General features: G+C 68.4%; 13 protein-coding genes. 5 read left to right on the top strand and 8 right to left on the bottom strand.

The annotated features are described in order from the left end of the window. Positions 1-34 precede the first annotated feature (34 nt). Entirely contained in the window at positions 35-970 is a 936-nt protein-coding gene (locus tag ACFX59_RS13270) for a glutaminase (RefSeq protein ID WP_307101040.1), read from the top strand. On the opposite strand, the gene ACFX59_RS13265 is transcribed toward ACFX59_RS13270, so the two are convergent. The 3 genes from ACFX59_RS13265 to ACFX59_RS13255 are packed head-to-tail and all read right to left on the bottom strand — an operon-like array spanning position 876 to position 3,131. Then, the gene (locus tag ACFX59_RS13265) at positions 876-1,250 is read right to left on the bottom strand and encodes a hypothetical protein (protein WP_307101038.1); all 375 of its coding nucleotides are present in this window, start codon (positions 1,248-1,250) and stop codon (positions 876-878) included. The two genes, ACFX59_RS13270 and ACFX59_RS13265, sit on opposite strands and share 95 nt — an antisense overlap. Beyond that, positions 1,243-2,808 (bottom strand): PepSY-associated TM helix domain-containing protein, encoded by a 1,566-nt coding sequence (locus tag ACFX59_RS13260; protein ID WP_387432746.1) that lies wholly within the window; start codon positions 2,806-2,808, stop codon positions 1,243-1,245. The genes ACFX59_RS13265 and ACFX59_RS13260 overlap by 8 nt, the downstream gene beginning before the upstream one ends. After that, positions 2,805-3,131: a hypothetical protein gene (locus ACFX59_RS13255; RefSeq protein ID WP_309697706.1), complete on the bottom strand. Its 327-nt coding sequence runs from the start codon at positions 3,129-3,131 to the stop codon at positions 2,805-2,807. Before ACFX59_RS13255 ends, ACFX59_RS13260 begins: the two co-directional genes overlap by 4 nt. Positions 3,132-3,213: 82 nt before the next feature. On the opposite strand from ACFX59_RS13255, the gene ACFX59_RS13250 reads away from it, so the two are divergent. The 4 genes from ACFX59_RS13250 to ACFX59_RS13235 all read left to right on the top strand — a co-directional run bounded on the left by ACFX59_RS13250 (position 3,214) and on the right by ACFX59_RS13235 (position 10,212). After that, a complete protein-coding gene (locus ACFX59_RS13250; protein ID WP_387432744.1) occupies positions 3,214-5,499 on the top strand; it encodes a TonB-dependent siderophore receptor in 2,286 nt (761 codons plus the stop codon). Positions 5,500-5,584: 85 nt separating this feature from the next. Next, positions 5,585-6,397, top strand: a complete 813-nt coding sequence (locus ACFX59_RS13245; RefSeq protein WP_309697699.1) for a ferredoxin--NADP reductase — start codon at positions 5,585-5,587, stop codon at positions 6,395-6,397. A gap of 131 nt (positions 6,398-6,528) precedes the next feature. Next, positions 6,529-9,423 (top strand): TonB-dependent receptor, encoded by a 2,895-nt coding sequence (locus ACFX59_RS13240; protein ID WP_387432743.1) that lies wholly within the window; start codon positions 6,529-6,531, stop codon positions 9,421-9,423. A 312-nt stretch (positions 9,424-9,735) separates the two neighbouring features. After that, entirely contained in the window at positions 9,736-10,212 is a 477-nt protein-coding gene (locus ACFX59_RS13235; RefSeq protein WP_309700690.1) for a hypothetical protein, read from the top strand. Positions 10,213-10,236: 24 nt separating this feature from the next. Here ACFX59_RS13235 and ACFX59_RS13230 read toward each other — a convergent pair whose 3' ends face one another. From ACFX59_RS13230 to ACFX59_RS13210, 5 genes are read right to left on the bottom strand one after another with little or no spacing between them, the layout of a single operon-like run. Beyond that, positions 10,237-10,530 (bottom strand): hypothetical protein, encoded by a 294-nt coding sequence (locus ACFX59_RS13230; protein ID WP_307104648.1) that lies wholly within the window; start codon positions 10,528-10,530, stop codon positions 10,237-10,239. Positions 10,531-10,532: 2 nt separating this feature from the next. Next, on the bottom strand, positions 10,533-11,546 hold the full coding sequence (locus ACFX59_RS13225) for a chemotaxis protein CheB (RefSeq protein WP_307101024.1): 1,014 nt from the start codon (positions 11,544-11,546) through the stop codon (positions 10,533-10,535). A gap of 50 nt (positions 11,547-11,596) precedes the next feature. Next, a complete protein-coding gene (locus ACFX59_RS13220) occupies positions 11,597-12,040 on the bottom strand; it encodes a chemotaxis protein CheW (protein WP_307101021.1) in 444 nt (147 codons plus the stop codon). Between the two features lie 25 nt (positions 12,041-12,065). Beyond that, entirely contained in the window at positions 12,066-12,443 is a 378-nt protein-coding gene (locus tag ACFX59_RS13215) for a response regulator (RefSeq protein ID WP_056436364.1), read from the bottom strand. A gap of 32 nt (positions 12,444-12,475) precedes the next feature. Next, the gene (locus tag ACFX59_RS13210) at positions 12,476-13,066 is read right to left on the bottom strand and encodes a chemotaxis protein CheD (RefSeq protein WP_309700695.1); all 591 of its coding nucleotides are present in this window, start codon (positions 13,064-13,066) and stop codon (positions 12,476-12,478) included. Between the last annotated feature and the right edge of the window lie 3 nt (positions 13,067-13,069).

The following is a 13,069-nucleotide window of genomic DNA, read 5'->3' as shown; positions in this document are numbered from 1 at the left end:
CGACAAAGTGTCGCGCGCACGGCACGACGGCGCCATGGACCTGTCCGCCATCGTTGCCGACATCGCCGCCGAGATGGCGGAGGCCCCCGACCGGGGCAAACCGGCCGATTACATCCCCGCGCTGGCGGGCATCGATCCGCGCCGTTTCGGCATCGCCATCGTCGAGGCGGACGGCCAATGCCATCTGGCGGGCGATGCCGAGGAGAGCTTCTCGATCCAGAGCATTTCCAAGGTCTTCGCGCTGACCCTGGCGCTGGGCGCGGTCGGCGACCAGCTGTGGCGGCGGGTGGGGCGCGAGCCGTCGGGCACCGCGTTCAACTCGATCGTGCAGCTGGAAACCGAACAGGGCATCCCGCGCAACCCGTTCATCAATGCGGGCGCGATCGTCGTCGCCGACGTGCTGCTGGGCGGTTACGAACCGCGCGAGGCGATCGGCGAGATGTTGCGCTTCGTCCGCGCGCTGACCGGAGAGGACGACATCGTCATCGACGCCGCCGTGGCGCAGGCCGAGATGGAGACGGGGCACCGCAACCAGGCGCTGGCGCATTACATGCGCGCCTTCGGCAACCTGCATCATCCGGTCGACCGGGTGCTGGGCGTCTATTTCCATTTCTGCGCGCTCGCCATGAGCTGTCGGCAGCTGGCGCTCGCCGGGCGCTATCTGATGGCGCGGGGCCTTCATCCGGGGACGGGGCGCTCGGTGGTGTCACCGCAACGGGCGCGGCGGATCAACGCGCTGATGATGAGCTGCGGCCATTATGACGGATCGGGCGAGTTCGCCTTCCGCGTCGGCCTGCCGGGCAAATCGGGGGTGGGGGGCGGCATATTGGCGATCGTACCCGGCCGGGCCTCGATCGCCGTATGGTCGCCGGGGCTCAACGCGCGCGGGAATTCGCAGCTTGGTACGCTGGCGCTCGAACGGCTGGTGCAGCGGACCGGCTGGTCGGTGTTCGACCCACAAGCCGGTTGACCGCGCGCAAGGGGGCGAAGGCCGCGTGCGCGCGCACCGACAGGATCAGGTTGAGCGCGACGCCCGCGATCGAGGCCGCCCCTGCCAGCCGCACGATCCGCTCGCCCGTGATCGCCGTGCCGCTGCCCCACAAGGCGAGCAGCAGCACCGTCGCGCCCAGCAGCTTCAACCCGGTGCGAAGCCGGGCATCGTGCAGCGTCCCGGCGTCGCGCGCATGGCGATGGGAACCGGCGGCAAGCAACCAGAAGCCGACAAGGCACAGGGCGATCGTATCAAGCATGGGCAGGCTCCGAAAAGCGGCGGGTCCGTGTGGGAGTACGGGCGGCGGGACGCGCGCTGACCCGCGCGGCGACGGCGAAACCGGCACCGATGGCGAGACAGGCGAGATCGAAGGCGAGGAAGACCTGATCCCCGTCGAGCAGCGAGGGGATCAGCCAGCGTGTGTCGGTCAGCGCGTTGACGACCGGGATCGCGGTCCAGAACAGGCCCGCGACACCGAACAGGATCGTCCAGGCGCGCCGCGCGGGCAGGCCGAGCTGGGCGAGCGCGAGCAGGCCCCAGGTCCAGAACATCGCCGACACTTCCATATCGGCGCGGCCCGCCATCCCCGCCGGGATCAGCCGGTTGGCGAGGAGATAGGCCGCCATGCCGCACGGGAAGGCGGCGATGACCGCGATGTTCAGCCGCTCGGCCAGCCGGAGCCCGAAAAAGGGCGCCGCGCCCGGCTTGCGCCGCTTGGCGGTCCAGAGCAGCAGCCCGGTGCCGACCATCGCCGCGCCGGTCAGCCCCATCACGAAATAGGCCCAGCGCAGCGCGGGCCCGGCAAATTGCGCCAGGTGCAGGCCCAGCAGGACGCCCGCCGTCTGGATCGCCGAGGCGGGCGCGCCGCTCCGGCTGAGGAACCGGCCGGTCGCGCCCTCATAGACGACGATCGGGGTTTGCGCGCTGATCGCGCCATGCTTGGCTTGCGCGATCGTCACGCGCGCGGCGGCGTCGCCCGGATTGGTGACGATGACGCGGGTGGCGGGGCCGCCCAGACGGCGCTCGGCATCCTGGATCAGCGGCGCGATCGCGACGAGCGGATGGCGCACGCCGCTGGCGGGCACGTCGTCGGGCTGGCCATAGGCGGTCTGGACGAACTGCGCGGGCTTGGCATAGTTCATCACGATCGGGTACGGCATGTACATGGTAATCAGGGTGATCAGCCCGGTATAGGTGATCATCGCGTGATAGGGCAGGCCGAGCACTGCGGTGACGTTGTGCGCGTCGAGCCAGCTGCGCTGTCCCTTGTTCCAGCGCAGCGTGAAGAAGTCGGCGAAGATTCGCTTGTGGGTGATCACGCCCGAGATGATCGCGCCCAGCATCGCCATCGCGCACAGCCCCGCCAGCCAGCGGCCCCAGGGGTACGGCAATTGCAGCTGGAAGTGGAAGCGATAGAAATGCTCGCCCCCGCGCGTCTCGCGCGCGGTCAGGGGGGCGCCGCTGACCGGATCAAGGTCCAGCTCGGTGCCGCGCGCCTTGGGATCGGGCTTGGCGGGGATGCGGAAGACGCGGGTGGCGATCGTCCGCGCGTCAGGCAGATAGATATACCATTGCAGGTCGTCGCCGCCGACCCGCGCGAGATGGCGGACCGCCGAGGTCGCCGCCTGTGCCGGGGTTGCGACGGCGGGGCGGATCTCGGGCTGCATCCACTGGGTGATTTCGGGGCGGAAATAGGCCGAGGTCCCGGTCAGGAACATGGTGAACAGGATCCACCCGGCGATCAGGCCCAGCCAGCCATGCGCCCAGGCCATGGTCTGCCGCCAGCCGCGCTGCACCGGGGCCGCCGCCTCGCTCACGCGCGGACCCCCAGCCACCAGAGCAGCGCCGCCATGACCAGCGCGCCGCCCCAGACCACCGCGGCAACGCGCGCCAGCCGTATCTCGTGCAGCGCCCACAGCCCGATGCCCGCATAGACCAGGAAGGACAGGATCATCGGCCATCCGGTCGCCTCGACCCGCGACTGCGCGTCCGACACCGGCAGGATGCGCGCGGTCAGCATCGCGGCGGCCACCGCGAATCCATAGCCGCCGACCGCAGCGGTCAGCCAGCGACAGCCCATGGCGACGCCACCGCGCCACCCCGAAGGAGCCTGTCCGTCCATGGCCTGGCGTGACGCCACCCGCGCTTTCCCCTTGTCATCTCGATGTCATCGCTTTAGCAGCATTTGAGAGTCACTATCAATAGCGGTTAAGGAAAATATCATGCGGGGATTTCGTGCGGCATGGCTGGCGGCCTGCGCCACGGGCGCCCTTGTCGGCGTCGCCGGGCCCGCCATCGCCACACCGGCCATCGCCGCGCCCAGTCCGGGGGACGACGATCCCCAACGGCTGCGCAACGAGGAGATCGTGGTCGAGGGACAGCGCGAGAAGAAGAGCGCGGCCTCGGGCACCAAGACCGACATTCCGCTGATCGCCACGGCGCAGAGCATCACGGTCATCGACCAGGGGGAACTGACCCGGCGCAACGCGCTGTCGATCAATCAGGCGCTGGGCTATGTCGCGGGGGTCGCCCCCAACCAGCGCGGCAATGTCGCGACCCGGTACGACCAGCTCTATCTGCGCGGCTTTTCGCCGGGCGTGTTCATGGACGGGATGCGCCTGCTGGGCGGCGTCTATGCCATTCCGCAGGTCGATTTTCACCTGGTCGAATCGGTCGATGTGGTGAAGGGCCCGGCGGGCGTCACCTATGGCTCGGGCACGCCGGGCGGGCTGATCAACCTGACCAGCAAGCTGCCCTATGCCGGGGCGGGCGGCCGGATCGAGCTGGCGGCGGGCAATTACGCGCTGCTGCGCTCCAGCATCGACGTGAACCAGCCGCTCGACGCCGACAATCGCTGGCTGTTCCGGATGATCGCGGGGGCCGAGGAATCGGACGGCTTCATCCGATCCACCGCCAATCGCCGTTACTATGCGCGGCCGATGCTGACCTTCGCGCCCGATAAGGCGACCAGCGTCACGCTGATCCTCAACTATCAGCGCGATCCCGAATCGGGGTCGTATAGCGGCGTGCCCGTCTATGGCTCGGCGCTGCCCAATCCGTTCGGGGTGCTGCCGGTCGATTTCAACACGTCGGAGCCCTCCTATGAGGCGTTCGACCGGACGCAGAAATCGGCGACGATCCTGTTCCGCCACGACCTGAACGACCGGCTGAGCTGGACGACGAACGCGCGCTATCTGGCGATCGGGCTGCATTACCGACAGATCTATGGATCGGGCTTCCTGACGCGCGGCACCGGCGCCAATGCGAACAGCGACCTCTCCACCCTGCAACGCGGCGGCGGCGGGTCGGACGAGGCGTTCCAGACCTTCACCGTCGACAATCACCTGGTCGGCAAGCTCGATACCGGGCCGGTCCGGCACACCATCCTGGGCGGCGTCGACTGGCAGCATAATCGCGGCGAGAATTATCAGGCCTTCTACACCGGCACGAACGCGAACCCGGTGTTCAACATCCCCAACCTCAGCCTGTTCGCCCCCGTCTACGGCGTGCCGCTGCCCAGCTTCCCGCTCACCCAGACGCACAATTACACCAAGCGCGATCAGGTCGGCCTCTATCTGCAGGACCAGATCGCGATCGGCGGGCTGCAACTGATCGCCAGCGGGCGCTGGGACAGCTACAACCAGACGACGCAGAATCTGAACACCAACGCGGTCTCCCGCCTGAACCAGACCGCCTTCACCACCCGGCTGGGCGCGCTGTACGAGACCCGGTTCGGGCTGGCCCCCTTTGCCAGCTATTCGGAGAGTTTCGAGCCGCAGACGGGCAGCACCTGGGACGGGCGCAACTTCACCCCCGTCACGGGCCGCCAATATGAGGCGGGGCTGAAATACCAGCCACGCGGCACGACCGCGCTGTTCACCCTGTCGGCCTTCGACCTGCGTCGCCGCAACGTGCCGGTCGCCGATCCGAACGCGGGTACCGGCAATATCCCGACCAATTCGCAGGTGCAGATCGGCGAGGTCGCGATCCGCGGGATCGAGCTGGACGGGCGCGGCACGCTGGCCCCCGGTTTCGACGTGACGGTGGCGGCGACCTATACCGATCCGCGCGTGACGCAGGGGACGCGGGTGGTCGGCACCGGCGACCAGCTGAGCGGTGTCACCGGCACCCGGCCGCTGGGCGTGCCGCAATGGAGCGCGTCGAGCTTCCTGTCCTATGATCTGGGCAAGGCGGGTATCGCGGGCGCGCCGGGCGGGCTGAGCATCGGGGCGGGCCTGCGCTATGTCGGGGAATCGGACGGGACGGCGACCACCGTCGCGGCCGGGAAGACCGTCGTCCGCCGTTTCCAGTCGCCTGATTACTGGCTGGCCGACCTGATGCTGGGCTATGACCTGGGCCGGGTCAGCCCGGCGATGGAGGGGCTGAGCCTGACCGCCAATGTCGCCAATCTGTTCGACAAGCGCCACATCACCAGCTGTTTCTTCAACAATGGCTGCTATTACGGGGCATCGCGGACCTTTGTAGGCAGCCTGCGCTATTCTTGGTAAGGGCGCATCCGATTCATCGAAACTGACTGTTCGCCCGCCCGCCGATCGACCGGTGGCGCGGGGCGGGCCCCAAGGAGTGCGTGGTTTGTCGACCGATACTGTTCTGCCCGAACTGACCCCGACCGCGGCGCTGAGCGTCGAGACGGTTCAGAGCGTCCATCACTGGAACGAGCATCTCTTCTCCTTCGCGATCTCGCGCCCCGACAGCTTCCGCTTCCGTTCGGGCGAATTCGTGATGATCGGGTTGCAGGGCGACAACGGCAAGCCGCTGCTCCGCGCCTATTCGGTCGCCAGCCCCTCCTATGACGAGAAGCTCGACTTCCTGTCGATCAAGGTCGAGGACGGCCCCCTGACCAGCAAGCTGCAAAAGGTGCAGCCGGGCGACCATATCTATCTGGGCCGCAAGCCCACCGGTACGCTGGTCGCCGATGCGCTGCTGCCGGGCAAGCGGCTGTTCATGCTGTCGACCGGCACGGGCCTGGCCCCCTTCCTGTCGGTCGCGCGCGATCCGGACATCTATGACATGTTCGACGAGGTGGTGATCGTCCACTCGGTCCGCCGGGTCAGCGACCTGGCCTTCCACGACGAGCTGGCGGGCAAGCTGGCCGAGGATCCCCTGGTGGGCGAGGTCGCGGCGGAGAAGTTCCATTACGTCCCGACCGTCACGCGCGAGCCGTTCCACACCACCGGCCGCATCGACGCGCTGATCGACGATGGTCGCTTGTTCGCCGGGCTCCCCAGCGCGCACGGCTTCAATCCCGAAACCGACCGGATCATGATGTGCGGCAGCATGGAGATGATCAAGTCGCTGGGCGCCAGGTTCGAGGCCATGGGCTTCCCCGAAGGCTCGAACGCGCAGCCGGGCGCCTATGTGATCGAAAAGGCGTTCGCGGGCTGACCCGTTCCTCCCCGCAAGGGGAGGAATGACCATCGCTCCGCATCCCTGCGACATTTGTCGTCGCGGGCGGCACATTTGTGCGACATTTGCGTCCTAACGCCCAACGACAGGATTTGGGAAAAGGGCGAACGATGCGGCTTTGGGCGGGTTTGATGCTGGCGAGTGCCATGCCGGCGATCGCACAGGCGCAGGAGGCCGCGACGCCGCAAGGTCCGACCGCCGCGACACCCGCCCCGACTACCGGAAACGCGGCTATCGGAAATGCGGCCGCCGCCCCGGCCGCCACCGCTCCGCAGGCGGAGAAGCCCCAGGGCCGGACCTCGGGCGCCCAGGCCCCGCAGGCGGAGGCCGAAGAGGAGGAAGGCGGCGAGGGCGACGTCGTCGTCAACGGCCGCCGCCCGCCGGGCACCGTGCCGGGCGACATCCCCCCCGACCAGCAGCTGAGCCCCGCCGACATCCGCAGCTATGGCGTGTCGAGCGTCGCCGACCTGCTGACCGAACTCGCGCCGCAGACGACCAGCGGGCGCGGCGGGTCGCCGGTGATCCTGCTCAACGGGCGGCGCATCGCGGGCTTTCAGGAGATTCGCGACCTGCCGACCGAGGCGATCCTGCGCGTCGACATCCTGCCCGAGGAAGTGTCGCTCAAATTCGGCTATCGCCCCGACCAGAAGGTCGTGAACTTCGTCCTGCGCCCGCGCTTCCGATCGCTGGCGGCCGAGGCGATCGCGCTGGCTCCGACCGAGGGCGGCTCGGCCCAGGGGCAGGGGCGGCTCGACTGGCTGGCCATCCGGCGCGACAAGCGGCTGAGCATCCATGCCGATTATCAGGAAACGTCGCGGCTGACCGAGGCCGAGCGCGATATCACCGCCCCCGCGAGCAACGCCGCGCTGGGCGGCAATCTGATCAGCAGCGATCCGGCGCTGGTCGCGCTGACCGGCCGGACGCCCAGCGTGGTCGGCATCCCCACCGGGCTGACCGCTGCGCCGACGCTGGCGCAGCTGGCGGCAAGCCCGGCCAACAGCACCGACGTCACCCCCTATCGCACGCTGCAATCGGCGCAGCGCCAGTTCGGTGCGAACATCGTCTATGCGCGCAACATCTTCGACAAGGTCGCGGCCTCGTTCAACGCGCAGCTGGAGACGACGCAGAGCAACAGCTGGAACGGCCTGCCCTCGGCCAGCCTGACGCTGCCGGCGGGCAATCCTTACTCCCCGCTGTCGACCAATGCGACGATCAGCCGGTTGAGCGATGCCTATGGCCCGCTGGTCCAGGACAATACCGGGCTGACCGCGCATCTGGGCACCGTGTTCAACGGCGATCTGGGCCGGTGGCGCTGGTCGCTGACCGGCGCCTATGACCGGACCGAAAGCCGTGTCGCCACCGACACCGGGCTGGACGTGACGGGGCTTCAGGCGCGGTTGAATGCGGGCGATCCGACCGCCAACCCCTTCGGGCCGCTCGACGGGCTGGGGCTGGCGGCGCGCAACTATGCGCGGTCCACCTCCTCGACCGGTGAGATCGACGCGCTGCTCAACGGCCGGGTCTTCGCGCTGCCTGCGGGCGACGTGCAGGCCAGCGTCAAGCTGGGCGGCGAGACCAATGATTTCTCCAGCCGTTCGACCCGGTTCGGCACCGTCCAGACCGGCGAGGTGTCGCGCGACATCGTCAACGGGCAGGTCAATCTCGACTTCCCCATCGCCAATCGCGATCGCGGCATCCTGAGCGCGATCGGCGACCTGTCGCTGAACGTCAATGGCGGGGCGGATCATCTGTCAGACTTCGGCACGCTGACCACGGTCGGTTACGGCGCGAACTGGTCGCCGCTGGAGGGGGTGCGCTTCATCGCGTCCTGGACCGATCAGGAGGATGCGCCCACCCCACAGCAGCTGGGCAATCCGACGATCACCACCCCCAATGTCCGGCTGTTCGACTATGTCAGCGGCACGACCGCGACGGTGACGTCGGTCAGCGGCGGCAACCCCGCGCTGGTCGCGGACAATCGCCATGTCATGAAGCTGGGCGCGACGGTGAAGCCGTGGAACGACCGCGACATCAACCTGACCGCCAATTATTTCCGCATCTCGACCGACGATCCGATCGCGTCCTTCCCGACGCCTACCGCCGCGATCGAGGCGGCCTTTCCCGACCGGTTCACCCGCGATGCGGCGGGCAATCTGCTGCGCGTCGATTCGCGCCCGATCAACTTCGCGCGGACCGAGCGGTCGCAGCTGCGCTGGGGGATCAACTTCTCCAAGCCGATCAAGTCCAAGATCCAGAAGGAGCTGGAGGCGTTCCGTGCCGGGACCGGCCCCAATCCCTTTGCGGGGATGACTTTCCCCGGCGCGCGCGGTGGCCCCGGCGGACCGGACGGTCCACGTGGGGAGGGACCCGGCGGTGGACCGGGCGGCGGCCCCGGTGGTCCCGGAGGCCCCGGTGGCCCCGGTGGCCCCGGCGGCCCCGGTGGTGCCGGACCGGATCGCGGGCCGGGCGGCGGTGGCGGTTTTCGCGGCGGCGGCGGCTTTGGCGGCGGTCGTGGCGGTGGCCGCGTGCAATTCGCGCTCTATCACACCTGGACCTTCGCCGACCGTGTCACCGTCGCCGATGGCGGCCCCGTCCTCGACCTGTTGCGCGGCGACGCGGTCGGGTCGAGCGGCGGCAGCTCGCGCCACCAGCTGGAGGCGCAGGCGGGCTATAACAATAACGGGCTGGGCCTGCGTTTCTCGGGCAACTGGCGCAGCGCGACGCGGGTCAATGGCGGCACGGCGGCCAATCCGCAGGCGCTCGACTTCGGCAGCCTGGCGACGGTCGATTTCCGCCTGTTCGCCGATCTGGGCCAGCGGCTCGATCTGGTCCGCGCGCATCCCTGGGTCCGGGGCATGCGGGTCAGCCTGTCGGTCGACAATCTGTTCAACCAGCGCCAGCGGGTGACCGATTCGACCGGCACGGTGCCGATCGGCTATCAGCCGGGCTATCTCGATCCGCTCGGTCGCACCGTCCGCCTGTCGGTGCGCAAGCTGTTCTTCTGACGTTTCAGCGGCACCGGCCCGTTCCCCCACCCGGCCTCCCATCCAGGATATTCTGTGGAAGGCCGGGTGGGGGAGCGGGCCGGTACCGCCCAGACGCGCCTCCAGCGCGTTTCCGACGGACTCTCCCGCGCCGATCGCTCCGAAGCGGGAGCAAATTCGCCCCTTTGCGGACAAGTTTCTGATTAACTTAGGGCAGATTAGCTGACATCTTTCCGTTCATGAATTGCGGCACCGCGGCATAACCGGAATATATCGCGACGCGCCGCAAGGACGGTTTGGGGGATCGATGGAATGGGCTGGGGAATGCAGGTCATGAGCGACCGCTTCGATATCGGGGCGGAACCTGTGTCCGAGGGGATCGACGACAGGCTGCGGCGAATCCGTGCCGAGCTGGAGGCGGTGGAAACCCTGGTCCGCTCCGAGGCGGAGGCGCGCATCACGCCGGTCGAGATCGGGCGGGTGGTCCGCTCTGCGCGCGAGGGGATCGGGCGCTTCTTCGATTCGTCGCTGTTCGCCGATCCGGCGTTCGACATGCTGCTCTTCGTCTTTCTCGAGGAAGAGGAGGGGCGACAGGTGGAGACCAGCGCCTGTTATCGCGCCTCGGGCGTGCCGCGCACCACGGCGGTCCGCTGGATCAACATGCTGTTGTCGATGGGGATGTTCGAGAATGCGCCGCATCCGACCGATCGTCGGCTGACGCTGTTGAGCCTGAGCGAGCAGGCCCGCACCGGGATGCAGCAATGGCTGGGCAGCATGCGCCCGCTGATCGAGCGTATGGCCGCGCGCTGATCGCCCGGCGGGTCGGGTAAGGGGTCAGGCGGCGCGCGCGGTCCGTTCGCGCAGGCGATCCGCCAGCGTTTCCAGCGTGACCCCCTCGATCCGCGCGGCCACCGGCGCGTCGGATCGCAGGATGTCGGCGATGGCGAGCTGGGTCTGGGTGATCCGGTCGACCGACTGGATGCTGACCATGTGGCGGCGCAGCGTGTCGCTGTCGCTGCCCAGGTCATAGGCCAGCTCGGCCAGGGAGCGGGTCAGGTCGACCAGCTCCTCGGCCAGCGCCAGCGCCAGCTCGCGCTCCATTCCCGGCATGGGATCGTGCGCGACCATGGTCACTTGCTACAGAGCTTGAGGATGTTGGCGGCGATCGCGTCGCCCGCGATCGGCTGCGACGCCATGCCCTTGGACAAGGTGAAGTCGGTGCCGTTGCGCCCGATGGCATAGGCCCCGCCCGCCATCATCGCGCGCAGGCCCGCCGCGCCGTCCTCGTCGTCCAGCGCGACCAGCACGCCCAGGCTGTTGCTCCCCGCCGCCTTGGCGACCGAGGCGAACAGCAGCGAGATGGAGGGCCGCTCGCCCGCCACCGGCTCGCGCGCGAGCAGGCGGATGGAGCCTTCGGGCCAGCTGTCCACGACCATGTGCGTCTCGCCCTGCGGCGCGAAATAGATGGTGCCCTGTTCCACCTTCATGCCGTCGGTCGCCTCGACGACCTTGGGCGCGATCTGTTCGCGCAGCTGCTCGATCATCGGACCGAGCAGGCCGGGGCTCATCTGCTGCACGACCAGGGTCGGCGGGCAGTTGGCGGGGAAGGTCTGGAACAGGTCGAACAGCGCCTGGGTGTTCGCGGCATCCGCGCCGATCGCCAGCAGGCGGCCGTTCCAGTTCATGTCGGCGGCGGGGGCCTTGCGCGCGGCGGCGAGCTTGCCCGCCTTGGCGCGCTTCAGATCGGCGTTGCGCGCCGACTTGATCCGCTTGCCCAGCTTGCCGATGATGTCGTCCAGTTCGGCCTGCACCGCGACCTTGGGCTTGGGGAAACAGTCGATCGCACCCAGCCGCAGCGCCTCGACCGATTCGGCGGCGCCCGCGGCGGTCCGGGTCGAGAACATGATGACCGGCATCGGCCGTTCCGTCATGATCTCGGCCAGATAGTCCAGCCCGCTCATGCCCGGCATCTCGACGTCGAGCGTCATCACCTCGGGCCGATACTGGTCGACCATCTTGCGCGCTTCCTGCGCACCGTCGGCCGCACCGACCACGGTCACGCCCTTGATCCGCTCCAGCGCGCCCGAGATCAGAACCCGCATCGTCAGCGAGTCGTCGACGACAAGAACCTTAACGTCCGCCATTACCCAATACCTTCCAACGGATCCGCCGCTATCATCCAGAAACCAGGGATTTATGCGGCTTCGGCGGTTAACGAAACGCTATCGGACAGGCGGTCGAGCGCCAGGATCAGGATCAGCCGCTGTTCGATCGTGGCCAGCCCTTCCAGATAATGCGCCGCCGTCGCCTCGCCCATGTCGGGCAGGGGCTGCATCGCCTCGGGCGGGATGGTCACGATGTCGTTGACCGCATCGACGATCAGGCCCTGGAGCTGCTCGCCGATCCGCACCACGATGATGACGTGCCGGGCGCTCGGATCGGTCACGCCCCAGCCCAGCCGGTGCCGCAGGTCGAGGACCGGCAGGACCACGCCGCGCAGGTTCACCACGCCGCGTACATGCGCGGGCACGTTGGGCAGCGGGGTCGCGGGCGACCAGGCGCGAATCTCGCGGATGGCCATGATGTCGACGCCCAGTATCTGGTCGCCGAGCTGGAAGGTGATGAGCTGACGCGACATGGTCGGGTTCCTCGGGATCAGGGGATCAGTGCAGCACGCGGCGGATGGCCGCGGCGAGCTTTTCGGGGTTGAAGGGCTTGACGATCCAGCCGGTCGCCCCCGCTTCGCGCGCGCGGGCCTTCTTCTCGTCGGAGCTTTCGGTGGTCAGCACCAGGATCGGCAGGTTGCGGTGGCCGGGCTGGCGGCGCAGCGCCTCGATCAGGCCGAAACCGTCCATACGGGGCATGTTGATGTCGGTGATGACCAGATCGGGCGCGGTGTCGGCGGTGACTCCGTCCAGCGTGTCGAGCGCATGAACGCCGTCCTCGGCCTCGAGCACCCGATATCCCATATCGGTGAGCGCGGCGCGCAGAAGCATTCTCATGCTGGGCGAATCGTCCACGGTCATGATGAGTTGGGACACGAATGGGCCTTTCATGGAGGTATCGAGAGTCATCAGAAGAATTCCACGTCGCCGGTCGCGGCGGGTGGGGGTGGTGGAGCGGGGCGTGCGGCGCGCGGTGCCGGAACCGCCGTGTCCGTCACATGGCGGCAACGGGCCAGGCCCAGCGCGGGGCGGAACTCGACGCGACGCGCGCTGATCCCGCCGACATCCTCGCCGACCAGCGCGATCCGCTCGTCCGCCAGGAAACGGCGGGCGAACTGCGCATTGGCGGTGCCGATGTCGCGGAACCCGTCGCGCATCATCGCCCCGCCGAACAGCCGGGCCTTCAGGCTGTGCCGCTGGGCGCCGAGCGCCATCATCGCGTTGATCAGAACTTCCATCGCATAGACGCCATAGCGCTGCATGGATTTAGGATCGGTTTCCGCGGCACCCGGTTCGGCGAGCAAAAAATGGTTCAGACCGCCGATTCCCGCGACCGGATCGTACAGGCAGGCCGAGATGCAGCTGCCCAGCACGGTGGTCAGCACGACCTCCTTGTCCTGGCTGACGCGGGTTTCCCCCTGGATCACGTTGATCCGGCGAAGACCGTCGCGATGCGCCAGCCGGGTGAACGGCGGCGGCGGCGGAAAGGACTGGGCCATGGC

The organism is Sphingomonas sp. NCPPB 2930, assembly GCF_042867205.1.
Classification (GTDB): domain Bacteria; phylum Pseudomonadota; class Alphaproteobacteria; order Sphingomonadales; family Sphingomonadaceae; genus Sphingomonas.
Note: the sequence above shows the minus strand (reverse complement) of the source record. Positions and strands in the feature narration are given on the sequence as shown.